Below are 19072 nucleotides of genomic sequence, written 5' to 3'. Positions count from 1 at the left end.
CGCGGCCCCGCTCCCGGTAGCCGACTCCTCTAGCCGAATCAACCCCAAAGGGGATGCAACGACGTGCTGGACGTCAACTTCTTCGATGAGCTCCGGATCGGCCTGGCGACCGCCGATGACATCCGTCAGTGGTCCTTCGGCGAGGTCAAGAAGCCGGAGACCATCAACTACCGCACCCTGAAGCCGGAGAAGGACGGGCTCTTCTGCGAGAAGATCTTCGGCCCCACCCGGGACTGGGAGTGCTACTGCGGTAAGTACAAGCGGGTCCGCTTCAAGGGCATCATCTGCGAGCGCTGTGGTGTCGAGGTGACCCGTGCCAAGGTGCGTCGTGAGCGGATGGGCCACATCGAGCTGGCCGCGCCGGTCACGCACATCTGGTACTTCAAGGGTGTTCCCTCGCGCCTGGGCTACCTGCTCGACCTGGCGCCCAAGGACCTCGAGAAGATCATCTACTTCGCGGCCTACGTGATCACCGGTGTGAACACCGAGCTGCGGCACAACGACCTGCCGACGCTGGAGAACGAGATCAGCGTCGAGCGGAAGAACATCGAGGCGAAGCGCGACGCCGACATCGAGGCGCGCGCGCAGAAGCTCGAGGCCGACCTCGCCCAGCTCGAGGCCGAAGGCGCCAAGTCCGACGTGCGCCGGAAGGTCAAGGAGGGCGGCGAGCGGGAGATGAAGCAGCTCCGCGACCGCGCCCAGCGCGAGCTGGACCGGCTCGAGGAGATCTGGACCACCTTCACCAAGCTCGAGCCGCGTCAGCTGATCGCGGACGAGACCCTGTACCGCGAGCTGTACGACCGCTACGGCGAGTACTTCACCGGCGGCATGGGCGCGGAGGCCATTCAGAAGCTGGCCACCGAGTTCGACGTCAACGCCGAGGCCGAGAAGCTGCGCGACACCATCCGCAACGGCAAGGGGCAGAAGAAGCTCCGCGCGCTGAAGCGGCTCAAGGTCGTCGCGGCCTTCCAGGCCACCGGCAACGACCCGCGCGGCATGGTCCTCGACGCGGTCCCGGTGATCCCGCCGGACCTGCGCCCGATGGTGCAGCTCGACGGTGGCCGCTTCGCCACCTCGGACCTCAACGACCTGTACCGCCGGGTCATCAACCGGAACAACCGCCTCAAGCGGCTGATCGACCTCGGCGCGCCCGAGATCATCGTCAACAACGAGAAGCGGATGCTGCAGGAGGCCGTCGACGCGCTGTTCGACAACGGCCGCCGCGGTCGTCCGGTCACCGGTCCCGGCAACCGGCCGCTGAAGTCGCTGTCCGACCTGCTCAAGGGCAAGCAGGGCCGGTTCCGCCAGAACCTGCTCGGCAAGCGCGTCGACTACTCGGGCCGTTCGGTCATCATCGTCGGCCCGCAGCTGAAGCTGCACCAGTGCGGTCTGCCCAAGGACATGGCGCTGGAGCTGTTCAAGCCGTTCGTCATGAAGCGGCTGGTCGACCTGAACCACGCGCAGAACATCAAGTCCGCGAAGCGGATGGTGGAGCGGGCCCGCCCGCAGGTGTGGGACGTGCTGGAAGAGGTCATCACCGGTCACCCGGTGCTCCTCAACCGTGCGCCGACCCTGCACCGGCTGGGCATCCAGGCCTTCGAGCCGCAGCTGGTCGAAGGCAAGGCCATCCAGCTGCACCCGCTGGTCTGCGAGGCGTTCAACGCGGACTTCGACGGTGACCAGATGGCGGTGCACCTGCCGCTGTCGGCCGAGGCGCAGGCCGAGGCCCGGATCCTGATGCTGTCGGCGAACAACATTCTGTCGCCGGCGTCCGGTCGCCCGCTGGCCATGCCGCGTCTGGACATGGTCACCGGCCTGTTCCACCTGACCCGTCTCGACGAGAACGCGGTCGGCGCCGGCCAGGCGTTCAGCTCCCCGGCCGAGGCCATCATGGCCTTCGACCGCAAGACGCTGGGCCTGCACGCGCCGATCAAGATCCGCGTCAAGGACCGTCAGCCGAACAAGGCCCAGATCGCCGAGCTCACCGAGAAGGGCTGGGAGCCCGGTCAGCCGTGGCTGGCCGAGACCACCCTGGGCCGGGTGCTGTTCAACGACCTGCTGCCTGCGGACTACCCGTTCATCAACGAGCCGCTGCCGAAGAAGCGCCAGGCGGCGATCGTGAACGACCTCGCCGAGCGGTACTCGATGACGCAGGTCGCGCAGGTCCTGGACCGGCTGAAGGACGCCGGCTTCTACTGGGCCACCCGCTCGGGTGTCACGGTGTCGATGTTCGACGTCATCGTGCCGCCGGAGAAGAAGGAGATCCTCGACCGGTACGAGGCCAAGGCCGCGCAGGTGGAGAAGCGCTACCAGCGTGGTCAGCTCTCGCACGCCGAGCGCAACAACGAGCTGGTCAAGGTGTGGACCCAGGCGACCGACGAGGTCGCCGAGATCATGGAGGACGCCTTCCCGGAGGACAACCCGATCTCGATGATCGTGAAGTCCGGGGCGGCGGGCAACATGACCCAGGTCCGGTCGCTGGCCGGTATGCGTGGTCTGGTGTCGAACCCGAAGGGTGAGTACATCCCGCGCCCGATCAAGTCGAACTTCCGCGAGGGCCTGTCGGTGGCGGAGTACTTCATCGCCACCCACGGTGCGCGGAAGGGTCTGGCCGACACCGCGCTGCGGACCGCCGACTCGGGTTACCTGACCCGTCGTCTGGTGGACGTGTCGCAGGACGTCATCGTCCGGGAGACCGACTGCGGCACCAGCCGCGGCGTGACCCGGCCGATCGGCGAGAAGCAGCCGGACGGCACCGTGCTGCGCGGCGCGCACGTGGAGACCAGCGTGTACGCCCGGACGCTCGCCCAGGACGTCACCGACGAGCAGGGCAACGTCGTGCTCAACGCGGGCGACGACCTGTCCGACCCGGCCATGGAGAAGCTGATCGCGTTCGGCGTCACCAAGGTCAAGGTCCGCTCGGTGCTGACCTGCGAGTCGGCCGTCGGTGTCTGCGCGATGTGCTACGGCCGCTCGATGGCGACCGGCAAGCTCGTCGACGTGGGTGAGGCCGTCGGTATCGTCGCCGCCCAGTCGATCGGTGAGCCGGGTACGCAGCTGACGATGCGTACCTTCCACCAGGGTGGTGTCGCCGGTGACGACATCACGACCGGTCTGCCCCGTGTCACCGAGCTGTTCGAGGCCCGGGTCCCGAAGGGCAAGGCGCCGATCGCCGACGTCGATGGCCGCGTGCGCATCGAGGAGAGCGAGCGGTTCTGGAAGATCACGCTCATCCCGGACGACGGTGGCGAGGAGATCGTCTTCGACAAGCTGTCGAAGCGTCAGCGCCTGGCCAACACGCCGAACGGGCCGCTGCAGGACGGCGACCACGTGAACGTCGGCCAGCTGCTGCTCGAGGGCACGCCGGACCCGCACGAGGTGCTGCGTGTCATGGGCCCGCGCGAGGCGCAGATGCACCTCGTCGAAGAGGTCCAGAAGGTGTACCGGGCCCAGGGTGTGTCGATCCACGACAAGCACATCGAGGTCATCGTCCGGCAGATGCTGCGCCGGGTGACGATCATCGACTCCGGTTCGACGGACTTCCTGCCGGGCGAGCTGCCCGAGCGGACCAAGTTCGAGAGCACGAACCGGTCGGTCGTGGCCGAGGGCGGCGAGCCGGCCTCGGGCCGCCCGGTGCTGATGGGTATCACGAAGGCCTCGCTGACCACGGACTCGTGGCTGTCGGCGGCGTCGTTCCAGGAGACCACGCGTGTCCTGACCGACGCGGCGATCAACGGCCGCAGCGACAAGCTCGTGGGCCTCAAGGAGAACGTGATCATCGGTAAGCTGATCCCGGCGGGCACCGGCATCAACCGGTACCGGAACATCCAGGTGCAGCCGACGGAGGAGGCCCGGGTGGCGGCGTACGCCATCCCGTCCTACGACGACGGCTACTACACCCCGGACGTCTTCGGCACCGGCACCGGCGCCGCGGTTCCGCTGGACGACTACGACTTCGGTCGCGACTTCCGCTGACCTGAGTTGTTCGCGAGCCCCCGGTTCCCTTCGTGGAGCCGGGGGCTTCGTCGTGTCCGGGGCGGGCCGCGGAGGTAGCGTGAGGCGCGAGTTCACACGAGCGACACGAGGAGGGCGTTGTGAACGCAGAGCAGACCCCGGATGAGGCGCCGTCGAGAGGGCGGCACGCAGCGCCCGAGGGCGCCCCGACGCACCCGGCGATCGACCTGTCGAGGGACCCCAACCCGGGCAAGCCGGACCACGCCAAACCCGACGAGGACGACTAGGTCTTCGCCCGTGAAGAGGGGCCCCAGGCACGCGCCTGGGGCCCCTCTTCGCATGGCTCAGAAGTCGAGCTTGCCGCTGATCTCGGCGTCGTCCATGTCCGGATCCCCGGCAGCCCCCCGCCGCTCGACGGCGTCCTTGAACGGCTGAACGGTCTCGCTGGCCGCCTTGGCGGTGCCCGCCAGGTCCGGGATCTTGATCTCCTCGCCGCTGCCGTCCTTCGCGATGTTGTCGTAGGTCGAGAACACCTTCTCCTTGGCGGCCTCGACCGCCGAGTCCCGGATCGTCTTGCCTGCCCGCTCGCGGATCGCGCCGCCGAGCGTCTCGGTGCCGTCCTTGAGCTTGCCGACGAGTTCGTCGCCCAGGTTCTCGGTCAGCGTGCCGTCGACGAGCTTGCCGACCCGGCTGTCCGCGGTGCCCAGGCCGTCGGCGAGCTTCCGGAACCCGGGGATCTTCGCCAGAAACGCCTGGATCCTGCCGATGAGCTCGTTGAGCTTGTCGATGATCTGCTTGAGCTTGAGAACCCAGCGGTTGGCCTTCATGGTCTCCGTGCCTGCTCGCACGGCGGTGGCTCCCGTCGCCACGGTGAGCGAGCCGCCGAACGTGACGGTGGACGCCGCGAGCGCGGCGAGCCAGGTCACGATCAGCCACTCCACGAAGTCGCTGATGATGCTGGTGATCACGTCTTTGATCACGCTCATCACGGCCGAGCTGACCGCGAGCAGTGTCGCGATCTCGCCGGTGGCGCCCGCGGTGCCCTTGAGCCCGTCCCGGAACTCCGCCAGCCGTTCGCCCGCCGCCGCGGCAGCGGGGCCTTCCCAGCCGGCAAGGCCCTCGACGAGCAGCTTCTCGGTGTCGGCGCACAGCCGCTCGATGTCCCCGCCCAGCGCGTTGAAGGCGTCCGCGCCGGCCTGCAGCGCCTCTGGATCGCCGGTGACCAGCTCGAGCGCCTCGTTGAGCGGCTCGATCCAGCTGATCAGGAAGCTCACGCCGTTGGAGATCAGCCAGCCCAGCGGATCGGAGACGATGCCGGTGATGGTGCCGGCCGCCTCGTCCACGAAGCTCGTGGCCGCGCTGAGCGCGTGGAAACCGTCGCTCGCCAGCGCCCGGAGGTCGCCGTCGTCCATGGCCTGCCGGAGCTTGGACGTGGCGTCGAACGCCTGTTCGCCCTTGTCGTAGAGCTGTCCCGCCGGGGTGTCCACGAGGCGCTCCAGGTTCGCCTCGGTGTCGTACTCGCCCGCGAAGTCGCCGAGGTGGCCGACCAGCGCCTCTTCGTTGGTCGGCACGTCAGACCACTCCCTCGGCTGCCTCGTCCAGGTCTTCGCCGATGTCCCGGAACGCGGCGACCACGCCGTCGTCCATGGCGGCGTACATGTCGGCGGCCTTCGTCAGCTTCGCGCCGATCGCCTGGTAGCCCTCGGCCATCTGCGCCAGGTGGTCCTTCAGCTGGCCCAGCATGTCCCGGTAGACGGTGTGCACGATGGGCTGCCCGAGCAGGCCCCACGACACCGGCGGCACGTCGGCGTCCTGCATCTGCTGCTGCAAGGCGCTGACCTGCGAGGTCTGCGCGGCCGCCGCGGCGGCCGTCTTGCGCAGCGCTCCGACGTCGACCGAGAAGCCCCCGCTCACCGGCGGTCACCCTCGTCGAACGGGTCCAGGAAGTCGTCGTCCTCGGCGGGCCTGCGGCGGACCTCCGGGCGGGCCGGGCGGGCCGGCTGCTGCTCGGCCAGGAAGTCCTCCTCGGCGAAGTCCGCACCCTGGTCGATGGGCCGCTGCGGCACCACCGGGCGCTCGTCCGCGACCGTCGCCTTCAGCGCGGCCACGCTGGTGCCGAACGCCTCCGCCTGGGTCTGCAGCACCTGCTCCAGCACGTTGCTGGACGGCCCGAGCGCGTCCTGCACGATCGCCGCCTGCCTGCGGGCCGCCGCGGCGACCGCCTCGTGGATCGTCGTCGTGATCGTCGACGACAGCTGGATCGCGCTGCCCTGCAACGCCTCCTCGGTCACCCGCACCGACTGCACGCTCCCGCCCGGCCCGGCGACGACCGTCACGCCCCGGTCGGGGGAGGACACGGTGACCGACAGCTCGCCGATCTCGTCCTTCATCCGGGTGAACGCGGCCTGCCGCTGCTCACCCTGCTGCTTCAGCTCGTCGATCCGGCGCAGCTTCTGCTGCAGCTGCTCGACCAGGTCGCCATGGCTGCCGTAGGCCATGCAGGTCCCTCCCCGTGGTGAATTACGCACCTTCGGTATCGGATCATGCACCACCCGTGTGTGCGCCGGGCACGCTTCCGTGGAACTCACCGATTCGATTGATCACTTTTCGCCACGCGGGAATTCCACCGCCAATTCCGGCGTTGTTACTGATGCCGAAGATGCCCGCCGACCTGCTCGAACGCGCCGGCCGACGGTGTCCCGACAGTTGGCGGAACGGTCCTGTGCGGCCGTCTTTCCGCTAGACTCGCCACACCACCTTCTCGCCGGAGCCGGGGTGTGAGCCCGTTAGGGACCCCCGATGCCACCGCCTGCCGCAAGGGCGGGTATCTTTGACGACTGTGCCCGGCATGCGTCGGGCCGCTCTGCGTGCTTTTCGGCCAAGCGGGGATGCTCCGGCATCGTGGCGACGGCCGCGGCGAAGCGGAGCTCCACGGAAATCCGAGGGAACGTTAGCGGTCGAGAGACCCAGACGCGGGCCGACACGCCCGACCTCGGGGGCCGGGGAGACCAAGACGGAACAAGCAAGACGCGACAGAAGGCTGGTCCATTGCCCACGATCCAGCAGCTGGTCCGCAAGGGCCGCCAGGACAAGGCTGCCAAGCAGAAGACCGCGGCCCTCAAGGGGAGTCCGCAGCGGCGTGGCGTGTGCACCCGCGTGTACACCACGACGCCCAAGAAGCCGAACTCGGCGCTGCGCAAGGTCGCGCGTGTCAAGCTGACCAGCGGCATCGAGGTCACCGCCTACATCCCGGGCGAGGGCCACAACCTGCAGGAGCACTCGATGGTGCTCGTGCGCGGTGGTCGTGTGAAGGACCTGCCCGGCGTTCGCTACAAGATCATCCGCGGTTCGCTCGACACCCAGGGTGTGAAGAACCGCAAGCAGGCGCGCAGCCGGTACGGCGCGAAGAAGGAGAAGAGCTAATGCCCCGCAAGGGTCCGGCCCCGAAGCGGCCGCTGATCTCCGACCCGGTCTACGGTTCTCCGCTGGTCACGCAGCTGATCAACAAGGTGCTGACCGACGGCAAGCGCTCGCTGGCCGAGCGCATCGTCTACGGCGCGCTGGAAGGCGCCCGTGAGAAGACCGGCACGGATCCCGTCGTCACGCTGAAGCGTGCGCTGGACAACGTGAAGCCGAGCATCGAGGTGAAGAGCCGCCGCGTCGGTGGTGCCACCTACCAGGTGCCGATCGAGGTCAAGCCGGGCCGCTCGACGACCCTTGCGCTGCGGTGGATCGTCAGCTTCTCCCGCGCCCGCCGTGAGAAGACCATGATCGAGCGCCTGCAGAACGAGCTGCTCGATGCGAGCAACGGCCTCGGGGCCAGCGTGAAGCGCCGCGAGGACACCCACAAGATGGCCGAGTCCAACAAGGCGTTCGCCCACTACCGGTGGTGAACGTAGCCCGGCTGCCGAGACAAGCCAGGCCGGGCCCCAAGCTTCGAGACAGGGGAACAGTGCAGTGGCACGCGACGTGCTGACCGACCTGAACAAGGTCCGCAACATCGGCATCATGGCTCACATCGACGCCGGTAAGACCACCACCACCGAGCGGATCCTGTTCTACACCGGGATCAACTACAAGATCGGCGAGGTGCACGACGGCGCCGCGACGATGGACTGGATGGAGGAGGAGCAGAAGCGGGGTATCACCATCACCTCGGCTGCCACCACCACCTTCTGGGCCGACCACCAGATCAACATCATCGACACCCCCGGCCACGTCGACTTCACCGTCGAGGTGGAGCGTTCGCTGCGGGTGCTCGACGGTGCCGTTGCCGTCTTCGACGGCAAGGAGGGTGTCGAGCCCCAGTCCGAGCAGGTCTGGCGCCAGGCCGACAAGTACGAGGTCCCGCGCATCTGCTTCGTCAACAAGATGGACAAGCTGGGCGCGGACTTCTACTTCACCGTGCGCACCATCGAGGAGCGCCTCGGCGCTCGCCCGCTGGTCATCCAGCTGCCGATCGGCGCCGAGAGCGACTTCCAGGGCGTCATCGACCTGGTCCGCATGAAGGCGCTGACCTGGCGGGGCGAGGTCAAGAAGGGCGAGGACTACGAGGTCGAGGAGATCCCGGCCGACCTCGCCGACAAGGCCGCCGAGTACCGCGACAAGCTGATCGAGGCCGTCGCGGAGACCGACGACGCCCTGATGGAGAAGTACTTCGGCGGCGAGGAGCTGTCCGAGGCCGACATCAAGGCCGGCATCCGCAAGCTGACGGTCGCCCGCGAGGCGTACCCGGTGCTGTGCGGCTCCGCGTTCAAGAACAAGGGCGTGCAGCCCATGCTGGACGCGGTGATCGACTACCTGCCGTCGCCGCTGGACGTCCCCGCCGTCGAGGGCACCCTCACCGACGGTGAGACCCCGGCGTCCCGGAAGCCGTCGGTCGACGAGCCGTTCGCGGCGCTGGCGTTCAAGATCGCCGCGCACCCGTTCTTCGGCAAGCTGACCTACGTCCGGGTGTACTCGGGCAAGGTCGCCGCCGGCGCGCAGGTCATCAACTCGACCAAGGAGCGCAAGGAGCGCATCGGGAAGCTCTTCCAGATGCACTCCAACAAGGAGAACCCGGTCGACGAGGCCCAGGCCGGCCACATCTACGCGGTCATCGGCCTGAAGGACACCACGACTGGTGACACCCTGTGCGACCCGCAGAACCCGATCGTCCTCGAGTCGATGACCTTCCCGGAGCCGGTCATCAAGGTGGCCATCGAGCCCAAGACGAAGGCCGACCAGGAGAAGCTGTCGACCGCGATCCAGAAGCTGGCCGAGGAGGACCCCACCTTCCAGGTCCAGCTGGACGAGGAGACCGGTCAGACGATCATCGCGGGCATGGGCGAGCTGCACCTCGAGGTGCTGGTCAACCGCATGAAGTCCGACTACAAGGTCGAGGCGAACATCGGTAAGCCGCAGGTCGCCTACCGCGAGACGATCCGCCGCACGGTCGAGAAGTACGAGTACACGCACAAGAAGCAGACCGGTGGTTCTGGTCAGTTCGCGCGCGTGATCATCAAGCTGGAGCCGCTGTCCACTGGCGACGGCGCCCTCTACGAGTTCGACAACAAGGTCACCGGTGGCCGCGTGCCGCGCGAGTACATCCCGTCGGTGGACGCCGGTGCCCAGGACGCCATGCAGTACGGTGTCCTCGCCGGTTACCCGCTGGTCGGGCTGAAGGTGACCCTGTTGGACGGCGCTTACCACGAGGTCGACTCGTCGGAAATGGCCTTCAAGATCGCCGGTTCCATGGCGCTCAAGGAGGCCGCGCGCCAGGCCAGCCCGGTTCTGCTCGAGCCGGTCATGGCCGTCGAGGTGACCACCCCCGAGGACTACATGGGTGACGTCATCGGCGACCTCAACTCTCGCCGTGGCCAGATCCAGGCCATGGACGAGCGGGCAGGCACCCGAGTCGTGAAGGCACTGGTTCCGCTGTCCGAGATGTTCGGGTACGTCGGCGACCTGCGGTCTCGTACCCAGGGTCGGGCGAACTACTCGATGACGTTCGACTCCTACGCCGAGGTTCCCTCGAACGTCGCGAAGGAGATCATCGCGAAGGCGACGGGGGAGTAAACCCCTCCGCACCCAACGCGGGCGCGCACAGGGGCCTCCCCTAGGGTCCGCACAACCGACCAGATCGATCGCCGTTCGGCTGCCACGCCGTCCGGTGAAGCAAAAGCAAGAGTCCAGGAGGACATTCCAGTGGCGAAGGCGAAGTTCGAGCGGAGCAAGCCGCACGTCAACATCGGGACCATCGGTCACGTCGACCACGGCAAGACCACGCTGACCGCGGCGATCACCAAGGTTCTGCACGACAAGTACCCGGAGCTCAACGAGTCCCGGGCGTTCGACCAGATCGACAACGCGCCGGAAGAGAAGCAGCGCGGCATCACGATCAACATCTCGCACGTCGAGTACCAGACCGAGAAGCGTCACTACGCCCACGTGGACGCCCCCGGTCACGCGGACTACATCAAGAACATGATCACCGGTGCCGCCCAGATGGACGGCGCGATCCTGGTGGTCGCCGCGACCGACGGCCCGATGCCGCAGACCCGTGAGCACGTGCTGCTCGCCCGCCAGGTCGGCGTGCCCTACATCGTGGTGGCCCTGAACAAGGCCGACATGGTGGACGACGAGGAGATCCTCGAGCTCGTCGAGCTGGAGGTCCGCGAGCTGCTGTCCTCGCAGGAGTTCCCCGGCGACGACGCCCCCGTGGTCAAGGTCTCCGGCCTCAAGGCCCTCGAGGGCGACGCCAAGTGGGCCGAGTCGGTTCTCGAGCTCATGCAGGCCGTCGACGACAACGTGCCGGACCCGGTGCGTGACCTCGACAAGCCGTTCCTGATGCCGATCGAGGACGTCTTCACCATCACCGGCCGCGGCACCGTCGTGACCGGTCGCGTGGAGCGCGGCCAGATCAACGTCAACGAAGAGGTCGAGATCGTGGGTATCCGCGAGAAGTCGACCAAGACCACCGTCACCGGTGTCGAGATGTTCCGCAAGCTGCTCGACTCGGGCCAGGCCGGTGACAACGTCGGTCTGCTGCTCCGCGGCATCAAGCGCGAGGACGTCGAGCGCGGCCAGGTCGTCGTGAAGCCCGGCACCACGACTCCGCACACGGAGTTCGAGGGCTCGGTCTACATCCTGTCCAAGGACGAGGGTGGCCGGCACACGCCGTTCTTCAACAACTACCGCCCGCAGTTCTACTTCCGCACGACCGACGTGACCGGCGTCGTGACCCTCCCCGAGGGCACCGAGATGGTCATGCCGGGTGACAACACCGAGATCAAGGTGCAGCTCATCCAGCCGGTCGCCATGGACGAGGGTCTGCGGTTCGCCATCCGTGAGGGTGGCCGGACCGTCGGCGCGGGCCAGGTCACCAAGATCATCAAGTGATTCCATCCGGCCCCGGAGTGCTTATAGCACCCCGGGGCCGGGTTGTGGAACCACGTGTGCGACACTAGTTGAGTTGCTCGTTGCGGGGCGGCCGATATCTCTAGAGAAATCGGCCGCCCCGGCGCGAGCGGCCTTGGTCCGTGGGTTTCCCAGGGGGAGACCGCGGGCGCGACAGATGGCCGGCACGGCCGTCTCGCGGTGAAGACCAACCGGCACGACGACGATCCTCCTACGGGATCAGTCTGCGCAGCGGGCGCGACACGCCCGACCGCGTGGATCGGACGCGAGGGCGTTGACGTGCGGAAACCGGCGCGAATGCGCGGGTAGAGATAGCGGCACAAGACGAAGGAACGAGCTGCGACCATGGCGGGACAGAAGATCCGCATCAGGCTCAAGGCCTACGACCACGAGGCGATCGATGCCAGCGCGCGCAAGATCGTCGAGACGGTGACGCGCACCGGCGCCTCGGTCGTCGGACCTGTGCCGCTGCCCACCGAGAAGAACGTTTACTGCGTCATCCGCTCGCCGCACAAGTACAAGGACTCGCGCGAGCACTTCGAGATGCGCACGCACAAGCGGCTGATCGACATCCTCGACCCGACGCCGAAGACGGTCGACGCGCTCATGCGCATCGACCTCCCGGCGAGCGTCGACGTCAACATCCAGTAAGCGTTGGGCGAGCGGCGGAGATAAGAGACTCATGTCTGACAGGCAAGTAAAGGGCATCCTGGGCACCAAGCTCGGCATGACCCAGGTCTTCGGCGAGGACAACCGGATCGTTCCGGTGACCGTCGTGCAGGCCGGGCCGAACGTGGTGACCCAGATCCGTACCCAGGACAACGACGGCTACCAGGCCGTGCAGCTGGCTTTCGGCGCCGTGGACCCGCGCAAGGTCAACAAGCCGGTGACCGGCCACTTCCAGAAGGCGGGCGTGACCCCGCGGCGTTACCTCGCCGAGCTGCGCACGACCGACGCCGAGAGCTACGAGGTCGGCCAGGAGATCACCGCCGAGGTGTTCCCCGCCGGCTCGCGCGTCGACGTCACGGGCACCAGCAAGGGCAAGGGCTACGCCGGTGTCATGAAGCGCCACGGCTTCAAGGGCCAGGGCGCCAGCCACGGTAACCAGGCGAAGCACCGCGCCCCCGGCTCGATCGGTGGCTGCGCCACCCCGGGCCGTGTGTTCAAGGGCCTGCGGATGGCCGGCCGCATGGGTGGCGTCAAGGTCACCACGCAGGGCCTGACCGTCCACGACGTGCGCGCCGAAGAGGGCCTGCTGCTGATCAAGGGCGCCGTCCCCGGCCCCAAGGGCAGCCTCGTCTTCGTCAAGACCGCCGCGAAGGGTGGTGCTAACGAATGACCAGCGTCGAGCTGAAGACCCCGGCCGGCAGCGCCGAGGGCACCGTCGAGCTCCCCGCCGAGATCTTCGACGTGCAGGCCAACGTGCCGCTGATGCACCAGGTCGTGGTGGCCCAGCAGGCCGCCGCGCGCCAGGGCACGCACGACACGAAGACCCGCGGCGAGGTCTCCGGTGGCGGCAAGAAGCCGTACCGCCAGAAGGGCACCGGCCGCGCCCGCCAGGGTTCGACCCGCGCCCCGCAGTTCGCCGGCGGTGGCACCGTCCACGGCCCCACGCCGCGCGACTACACCCAGCGCACCCCGAAGAAGATGAAGGCCGCTGCCCTGCGTGGCGCCCTCTCCGACCGGGCGCGCGCCGGCCAGGTGCACGTCATCACCGAGCTGGTGTCGGGCGAGAAGCCCAGCACCAAGGAGGCGAAGAAGGTCCTCGCCGCCGTGACCCAGGCCAAGCGCCTGCTGGTCGTGCTGCACCGCGAGGACGAGCAGGGCTGGCTGTCGGCCCGCAACCTGCCGAACGTGCACCTGATCAACCCCGACCAGCTCAACACCTACGACGTGCTGGTCAACGACGACGTGGTGTTCACCAAGGCCGCGTACGACGCCTTCATCGCCGGTCCCGTCAAGGGCAAGGCGGCCAAGGCTTCGGCTCGGGCCAGCGAGGTTGAAGGGAGTGAAGCGCAGTGAGCAGCGTTGCCATCCCGGACCCTCGTGACATCGTGCTCGCGCCGGTGATCTCCGAGAAGTCCTACGGGCTCCTCGAGGACCACAAGTACACGTTCGAGGTCCGGCCGGACGCCAACAAGACGCAGATCAAGATCGCCGTCGAGCAGATCTTCGGCGTCAAGGTCGTCAGCGTGAACACGCTGAACCGGCAGGGCAAGCGCAAGCGGACCCGCTACGGCTTCGGCAAGCGCAAGAACGTCAAGCGCGCCGTCGTGACGCTGTCCGCCGAGAGCAAGCCGATCGAGATCTTCGGCGGACCCGCCGCGTAAGGGACGGAAGCTGTCATGGGTATTCGTAAGTACAAGCCGACGACTCCGGGCCGCCGTGGCTCGAGCGTGTCGGACTTCGCCGAGATCACCCGGTCCGAGCCGGAGAAGTCGCTGCTGCGCCCGCTGAGCAAGTCGGGCGGCCGCAACTCCTCGGGCAAGATCACCACCCGGCACAAGGGTGGCGGCCACAAGCGGGCCTACCGGGTCATCGACTTCCGGCGCAACGACAAGGACGGCATCCCGGCCAAGGTCGCGCACATCGAGTACGACCCCAACCGGACCGCCCGCATCGCGCTGCTGCACTACGCGGACGGCGAGAAGCGCTACATCATCGCGCCGGACAAGCTCAAGCAGGGCGACACGGTGGAAGCCGGCCCGCGCGCCGACATCAAGCCGGGCAACAACCTGCCGCTGCGCAACATCCCGGTCGGCACCGTGGTGCACGCCATCGAGCTGCGTCCCGGTGGCGGCGCGAAGATCGCCCGCTCCGCCGGCGCCCGCGTGCAGCTGGTCGCCAAGGACGGCCCGTACGCCCAGCTGCGGATGCCCTCGGGCGAAATCCGCAACGTGGACGTGCGCAACCGCGCCACCGTCGGCGAGGTCGGCAACTCCGAGCACCAGAACATCAACTGGGGCAAGGCGGGCCGCAACCGCTGGCGCGGCAAGCGCCCGACCGTCCGTGGTGTCGTGATGAACCCGGTCGACCACCCGCACGGTGGTGGTGAGGGCAAGACCTCGGGTGGTCGCCACCCGGTGAACCCGAACGGCAAGCCGGAGGGCCGCACCCGCCGCCGCAAGCCGTCCGACGCACTGATCGTCCGCCGCCGGCGTACCGGCAAGAAGCGCTGAGCAGGGAGGTAAGACAACATGCCGCGTAGCCTGAAGAAGGGCCCGTTCGTGGACGACCACCTGCTCAAGAAGGTGGACGCGCTCAACGAGTCGGGCAAGAAGACCGTGATCAAGACCTGGTCCCGCCGGTCCACGATCATCCCGGACATGCTGGGTCACACCATCGCGGTGCACGACGGCCGCAAGCACGTGCCGGTGTTCGTCAGCGAGGCCATGGTCGGCCACAAGCTTGGCGAGTTCGCTCCGACGCGGACCTTCAAGGGTCACGTCAAGGATGACCGGAAGTCGCGCCGCCGCTGAGCGGGCACACGAGAGTTAGGGAAAGCAAGCGATGACAGCCCCAGAAACCGCTCCGGCCCAGGTGGCCGTGGCGCGGGCTCGCTTCGTCCGGGACTCGCCGACGAAGGTGCGCCGGGTGATCGAGCTGATCAAGGGTCTTAGCGCCGCCGAAGCCCTTGCCGTGCTCCGGTTCTCGCCGTACGCGGCGAGCCAGCCGGTGGCGAAGGTGCTCGCCAGCGCCGTGGCCAACGCCGAGAACAACCTCAACCTGGACCCGGACACGCTGTTCGTGAAGAACGCGTACGCCGACGAGGGCCCGACCCTCAAGCGCATCCAGCCGCGCGCCCAGGGCCGTGCGTACCGGATCCGGAAGCGGACCAGCCACATCACGGTCGAGGTGGAGTCGCGTCCGGAAGCGAAGAAGAGCGGTAAGAAGAAGGCAGGTGGCCGCTAGTGGGCCAGAAGATCAACCCGCACGGCTTCCGGCTGGGGATCACCACCGACTGGAAGTCGCGCTGGTACGCCGACAAGCAGTACGCGGAGTACGTGGCCGAGGACGTCAAGATCCGCAAGCTGCTGTCCACGGGCATGGAGCGCGCCGGCATCTCCAAGGTCGAGATCGAGCGCACCCGTGACCGCGTGCGGGTCGACATCCACACCGCGCGTCCGGGCATCGTGATCGGCCGCCGCGGCGCGGAGGCCGACCGGATCCGCGGCTCGCTGGAGAAGCTGACCGGCAAGCAGGTCCAGCTGAACATCCTCGAGGTCAAGAACCCCGAGGCCGACGCGCAGCTGGTCGCCCAGAGCGTCGCCGAGCAGCTGTCCAACCGCGTGGCGTTCCGCCGCGCGATGCGCAAGGCGATCCAGACGACCATGCGCTCGTCGCAGGTCAAGGGCATCCGCGTGCAGTGCAGCGGCCGCCTCGGCGGTGCCGAGATGTCGCGGTCGGAGCACTACCGCGACGGCCGGGTCCCGCTGCACACGCTGCGCGCGGACATCGACTACGGCTTCTTCGAGGCCCGCACCACCTTCGGCCGCATCGGCGTGAAGGTGTGGATCTACAAGGGTGACCTGGTCGGCGGCCTGAAGGCCAAGGCCGAGCGGGACGCCGCGGCCGCCAACGAGCGTCCGCGCCGGGAGCGTCCGTCGCGCCCGCGCCGTTCCGGCGCCCAGGGCACGACGCCGACCTCGACCGAAGCCGGCCGCGCCGCTGCCGCCGCGAAGGCCGACACGGATGTCGCGACCAGCGAGGCGCCCGCGCAGGGTTCGCCGGACGCGGCCGAGAAGACGGAGGGCTGAGGCGTGCTCGTCCCACGCAAGGTCAAGCACCGCAAGCAGCACTCGCCGAAGCGCGCCGGTGCCGCCAAGGGCGGCACGAAGGTCACCTTCGGTGAGTACGGCATCCAGGCGCTTGAGCACCACTACGTGACCAACCGGCAGATCGAGTCCGCTCGTATCGCCATCACCCGGCACATCAAGCGTGGCGGCAAGGTCTGGATCAACATCTTCCCGGACCGTCCGCTCACCAAGAAGCCGGCCGAAACCCGCATGGGTTCCGGTAAGGGTTCGCCCGAGTGGTGGGTCGCCAACGTGAAGCCGGGCCGCGTCATGTTCGAGCTGAGCTTCCCGAACGAGGCCCAGGCTCGCGAGGCGCTGCGCCGCGCGATCCACAAGCTCCCCATGAAGTGCCGCATCGTGACCCGTGAAGGTGGTGAGTTCTGATGGCGCAGGCAGGTGTCGCCGCCGCAGAGCTGCGTGAGCTCACCAACGAGGAGCTCGTGCTGCGCCTGAAGGAAGCCAAGGAGGAGCTGTTCAACCTCCGCTTCCAGATGGCCACCGGGCAGCTGGACAACAACCGCCGCCTCCGCACCGTCCGTGCCGACATCGCTCGGATCTACACGGTGATGCGGGAGCGCGAGCTCGGCCTGTCCGTTTCCCCCGACGCCGAGAATGAAGAAGGTGCTGCCTGATGAGTGAGCAGACCCCAGAGCTCGCCGCGCAGCCGGTGCAGAGCGCCGAATCCGGTCGCAACTACCGCAAGGTCCGTGAGGGCTACGTCGTCTCGGACAAGATGGACAAGACGATCGTGGTCGAGCTCGAGGACCGCAAGAAGCACCGCCGCTACGGCAAGGTTCTCCGCTCCACCAGCAAGGTGAAGGCGCACGACGAGGAGAACACCGCCGGCATCGGTGACCGCGTGATCCTCATGGAGACCCGCCCGACCTCGGCCACCAAGCGGTGGCGGCTCGTGCGGATCGTGGAGAAGGCCAAGTAATCGGAGGCCCATCTCGGGCCTCCTCCGTTCCGCCAGGCTCGCCGGAAGGTGAGAACCGGCGCGACATACAGGAGTTGACGTGATCCAGCAGGAGTCGCGGCTGCGAGTCGCCGACAACACGGGTGCCAAGGAGATCCTCTGCATCCGCGTGCTCGGTGGCTCGGGACGGCGCTACGCGGGTATCGGCGACATCATCGTCGCCACCGTCAAGGACGCCATCCCGGCTGCCGGGGTGAAGAAGGGTGACGTGGTCAAGGCCGTCGTCGTCCGCACGACGAAGGAGCGGCGTCGCCCGGACGGCTCCTACATCAAGTTCGACGAGAACGCCGCCGTGCTCATCAAGAACGACAACGAGCCGCGCGGCACCCGCATCTTCGGCCCGGTCGGCCGTGAGCTGCGTGACCGCAAGTTCATGAAGATCATCTCGCTGGCGCCGGAGGTGCTCTGATGAAGGTGAAGAAGGGCGACACGGTCGTCGTCATCGCCGGCAAGGACAAGGGCGCCAAGGGCAAGGTCATCAAGGCCTACCCGGAGCGCCAGCGGGTGCTGGTCGAGGGCGTGAACCGGATCAAGAAGCACACCCGGATCTCCCAGACCCAGCGCGGCGCGCAGTCCGGCGGCATCGTGACGCAGGAGGCCCCGATCCACGTGTCGAACGTGATGGTCGTGGACTCCGACGGCAAGCCGACCCGCGTGGGCTACCGCATCGGCGAGGACGGCAAGAAGGTTCGCATCTCGCGCCGGACCGGTAAGGACATCTGATGACGACCGCAGAGAAGATCGTGCCGCGGTTGAAGACGCGGTACCGCGAAGAGATCAAGGGCGAGCTCCGCAGCGAGTTCGGCTACGAGAACGTCCACCAGATCCCGGGCGTGGTCAAGGTCGTCGTCAACATGGGTGTCGGCGACGCCGCGCGGGACAGCAAGCTGATCGACGGTGCGATCCGCGACCTCGCGGCCATCACCGGTCAGAAGCCCGAGGTGCGCCGGGCGCGCAAGTCCATCGCGCAGTTCAAGCTGCGTGAGGGCCAGCCGATCGGTGCGCGCGTGACGCTGCGCGGCGACCGCATGTGGGAGTTCCTGGACCGGCTGCTGACGATCGCGCTGCCGCGTATCCGCGACTTCCGCGGGCTGTCGGCCAAGCAGTTCGACGGCAACGGCAACTACACCTTCGGTCTCAACGAGCAGTCCATGTTCCACGAGATCGACCCCGACTCCATCGACCGCCCGCGCGGCATGGACGTCACCGTTGTCACCACCGCTACCACCGACGACGAGGGCCGCGCGCTGCTCCGCAAGCTCGGCTTCCCGTTCAAGGAGAACTGATGGCCAAGAAGGCTCTGATCGCCAAGGCGGCCCGCAAGCCGAAGTTCAAGGTGCGTGCCTACACGCGCTGCAACAAGTGCGGCCGGCCCCACTCGGTGTTCCGCAAGTTCGGACTGTGCCGGGTTTGCCTGCGCGAGATGGCGCACGCGGGCGAACTCCCCGGTGTGTCCAAGTCCAGCTGGTAGGAACGACAGAAGCTCCCACTTCGCCACAGGCCCTCTGACTAGGGGGAACCAGGCGAGAAAGGTTGAAGGTCACCATGACGATGACCGACCCCATCGCAGACTTCCTGACACGTCTGCGGAACGCCAACTCGGCGTACCACGACGAGGTCGTGGTGCCGCACTCGAAGCTCAAGGCGAACATCGCCGAGATCCTGAAGCGCGAGGGTTACATCTCGGGCTACCGGGACGAGCCGGGTGAGAAGCACAAGAACCTCATCGTGGAACTGAAGTACGGCCGCAACCGCGAGCGCAGCATCGCCGGTCTGCGCCGCGTGTCCAAGCCGGGTCTGCGGGTGTACGCCAAGTCGACCGAGCTGCCGAGCGTGCTGGGCGGGCTGGGCATCGCGATCATCTCGACGTCGGGCGGCCTTCAGACCGACCGGCAGGCCAAGCGCAACGGTGTGGGCGGGGAAGTCCTCGCCTACGTCTGGTAACGGA

The 19072-nt window shown here is 67.7% G+C and carries 25 protein-coding genes; 22 read left to right on the top strand and 3 right to left on the bottom strand.

The genetic code is table 11. The features are described 5' to 3' along the window. Positions 1-63: 63 nt before the first annotated feature. Complete coding sequence (locus tag AMYTH_RS0125395) at positions 64-3975, top strand: DNA-directed RNA polymerase subunit beta' (protein WP_017986597.1); 3912 nt, start codon at positions 64-66, stop codon at positions 3973-3975. A 119-nt stretch (positions 3976-4094) separates the two neighbouring features. Continuing rightward, the gene (locus tag AMYTH_RS49050; protein ID WP_123684003.1) at positions 4095-4241 is read left to right on the top strand and encodes a hypothetical protein; all 147 of its coding nucleotides are present in this window, start codon (positions 4095-4097) and stop codon (positions 4239-4241) included. 57 nt (positions 4242-4298) lie between these two features. Here AMYTH_RS49050 and AMYTH_RS0125385 read toward each other — a convergent pair whose 3' ends face one another. From AMYTH_RS0125385 to AMYTH_RS0125375, 3 genes are read right to left on the bottom strand one after another with little or no spacing between them, the layout of a single operon-like run. Continuing rightward, the gene (locus AMYTH_RS0125385; RefSeq protein WP_027932631.1) at positions 4299-5525 is read right to left on the bottom strand and encodes a WXG100 family type VII secretion target; all 1227 of its coding nucleotides are present in this window, start codon (positions 5523-5525) and stop codon (positions 4299-4301) included. Between the two features lies 1 nt (position 5526). Further along, positions 5527-5868 carry a type VII secretion target gene (locus AMYTH_RS0125380; RefSeq protein WP_027932630.1) on the bottom strand — a complete coding sequence of 114 codons (342 nt, stop codon included), beginning with the start codon at positions 5866-5868 and terminating at the stop codon, positions 5527-5529. Further along, the gene (locus AMYTH_RS0125375; RefSeq protein ID WP_027932629.1) at positions 5865-6452 is read right to left on the bottom strand and encodes a YbaB/EbfC family nucleoid-associated protein; all 588 of its coding nucleotides are present in this window, start codon (positions 6450-6452) and stop codon (positions 5865-5867) included. The genes AMYTH_RS0125380 and AMYTH_RS0125375 overlap by 4 nt, the downstream gene beginning before the upstream one ends. A 550-nt stretch (positions 6453-7002) precedes the next feature. Here AMYTH_RS0125375 and rpsL point away from each other — a divergent pair. The 20 genes from rpsL (at position 7003) to rpsH (ending at position 19068) form a co-directional block, all read left to right on the top strand. Further along, on the top strand, positions 7003-7377 hold the full coding sequence (gene rpsL / locus AMYTH_RS0125370) for a 30S ribosomal protein S12 (protein ID WP_003102113.1): 375 nt from the start codon (positions 7003-7005) through the stop codon (positions 7375-7377). Then, a complete protein-coding gene (rpsG, locus tag AMYTH_RS0125365) occupies positions 7377-7847 on the top strand; it encodes a 30S ribosomal protein S7 (protein WP_017986602.1) in 471 nt (156 codons plus the stop codon). Before rpsL ends, rpsG begins: the two co-directional genes overlap by 1 nt. A gap of 64 nt (positions 7848-7911) precedes the next feature. After that, the gene (gene fusA / locus AMYTH_RS0125360) at positions 7912-10011 is read left to right on the top strand and encodes an elongation factor G (protein WP_017986603.1); all 2100 of its coding nucleotides are present in this window, start codon (positions 7912-7914) and stop codon (positions 10009-10011) included. Between the two features lie 129 nt (positions 10012-10140). After that, positions 10141-11334, top strand: coding sequence for an elongation factor Tu (tuf, locus tag AMYTH_RS0125355; protein WP_017986604.1), 1194 nt, complete (start codon positions 10141-10143; stop codon positions 11332-11334). Positions 11335-11697: 363 nt separating this feature from the next. After that, positions 11698-12003 (top strand): 30S ribosomal protein S10, encoded by a 306-nt coding sequence (gene rpsJ, locus AMYTH_RS0125350; protein WP_003883485.1) that lies wholly within the window; start codon positions 11698-11700, stop codon positions 12001-12003. Between the two features lie 31 nt (positions 12004-12034). Next, positions 12035-12691 (top strand): 50S ribosomal protein L3, encoded by a 657-nt coding sequence (gene rplC / locus AMYTH_RS0125345; protein ID WP_027932628.1) that lies wholly within the window; start codon positions 12035-12037, stop codon positions 12689-12691. Beyond that, a complete protein-coding gene (gene rplD / locus AMYTH_RS0125340; RefSeq protein ID WP_017986606.1) occupies positions 12688-13374 on the top strand; it encodes a 50S ribosomal protein L4 in 687 nt (228 codons plus the stop codon). The genes rplC and rplD overlap by 4 nt, the downstream gene beginning before the upstream one ends. Further along, positions 13371-13682, top strand: a complete 312-nt coding sequence (gene rplW, locus AMYTH_RS0125335) for a 50S ribosomal protein L23 (RefSeq protein WP_017986607.1) — start codon at positions 13371-13373, stop codon at positions 13680-13682. Before rplD ends, rplW begins: the two co-directional genes overlap by 4 nt. A 15-nt stretch (positions 13683-13697) precedes the next feature. Continuing rightward, positions 13698-14531 carry a 50S ribosomal protein L2 gene (gene rplB / locus AMYTH_RS0125330; RefSeq protein WP_026153757.1) on the top strand — a complete coding sequence of 278 codons (834 nt, stop codon included), beginning with the start codon at positions 13698-13700 and terminating at the stop codon, positions 14529-14531. 18 nt (positions 14532-14549) lie between these two features. Continuing rightward, positions 14550-14831 carry a 30S ribosomal protein S19 gene (gene rpsS, locus AMYTH_RS0125325; RefSeq protein WP_017986609.1) on the top strand — a complete coding sequence of 94 codons (282 nt, stop codon included), beginning with the start codon at positions 14550-14552 and terminating at the stop codon, positions 14829-14831. A gap of 31 nt (positions 14832-14862) precedes the next feature. Then, positions 14863-15264 (top strand): 50S ribosomal protein L22, encoded by a 402-nt coding sequence (rplV, locus tag AMYTH_RS0125320; protein ID WP_026153758.1) that lies wholly within the window; start codon positions 14863-14865, stop codon positions 15262-15264. Further along, positions 15264-16109 carry a 30S ribosomal protein S3 gene (rpsC, locus tag AMYTH_RS0125315; protein WP_017986611.1) on the top strand — a complete coding sequence of 282 codons (846 nt, stop codon included), beginning with the start codon at positions 15264-15266 and terminating at the stop codon, positions 16107-16109. Before rplV ends, rpsC begins: the two co-directional genes overlap by 1 nt. A 3-nt stretch (positions 16110-16112) precedes the next feature. Continuing rightward, positions 16113-16532, top strand: a complete 420-nt coding sequence (gene rplP / locus AMYTH_RS0125310) for a 50S ribosomal protein L16 (RefSeq protein ID WP_017986612.1) — start codon at positions 16113-16115, stop codon at positions 16530-16532. Next, entirely contained in the window at positions 16532-16780 is a 249-nt protein-coding gene (gene rpmC, locus AMYTH_RS0125305; RefSeq protein ID WP_017986613.1) for a 50S ribosomal protein L29, read from the top strand. Before rplP ends, rpmC begins: the two co-directional genes overlap by 1 nt. Continuing rightward, positions 16780-17085, top strand: a complete 306-nt coding sequence (rpsQ, locus tag AMYTH_RS0125300; RefSeq protein ID WP_020417563.1) for a 30S ribosomal protein S17 — start codon at positions 16780-16782, stop codon at positions 17083-17085. The genes rpmC and rpsQ overlap by 1 nt, the downstream gene beginning before the upstream one ends. Positions 17086-17164: 79 nt before the next feature. Further along, complete coding sequence (rplN, locus tag AMYTH_RS0125295; protein ID WP_017986615.1) at positions 17165-17533, top strand: 50S ribosomal protein L14; 369 nt, start codon at positions 17165-17167, stop codon at positions 17531-17533. Beyond that, on the top strand, positions 17533-17847 hold the full coding sequence (gene rplX, locus AMYTH_RS0125290; RefSeq protein ID WP_017986616.1) for a 50S ribosomal protein L24: 315 nt from the start codon (positions 17533-17535) through the stop codon (positions 17845-17847). Before rplN ends, rplX begins: the two co-directional genes overlap by 1 nt. Further along, positions 17847-18410: a 50S ribosomal protein L5 gene (rplE, locus tag AMYTH_RS0125285; RefSeq protein WP_017986617.1), complete on the top strand. Its 564-nt coding sequence runs from the start codon at positions 17847-17849 to the stop codon at positions 18408-18410. The genes rplX and rplE overlap by 1 nt, the downstream gene beginning before the upstream one ends. After that, the gene (locus AMYTH_RS0125280) at positions 18410-18595 is read left to right on the top strand and encodes a type Z 30S ribosomal protein S14 (RefSeq protein WP_017986618.1); all 186 of its coding nucleotides are present in this window, start codon (positions 18410-18412) and stop codon (positions 18593-18595) included. The genes rplE and AMYTH_RS0125280 overlap by 1 nt, the downstream gene beginning before the upstream one ends. A gap of 74 nt (positions 18596-18669) precedes the next feature. Beyond that, positions 18670-19068, top strand: a complete 399-nt coding sequence (gene rpsH / locus AMYTH_RS0125275) for a 30S ribosomal protein S8 (RefSeq protein ID WP_020417564.1) — start codon at positions 18670-18672, stop codon at positions 19066-19068. Positions 19069-19072 lie beyond the last annotated feature (4 nt).

This window comes from Amycolatopsis thermoflava N1165 (assembly GCF_000473265.1).
GTDB classification, from domain to species: Bacteria; Actinomycetota; Actinomycetes; order Mycobacteriales; family Pseudonocardiaceae; genus Amycolatopsis_E; species Amycolatopsis_E thermoflava.
The sequence above is the reverse complement of the archived record's forward strand: the minus strand, read 5'-3'. Positions and strand labels throughout refer to the sequence as shown.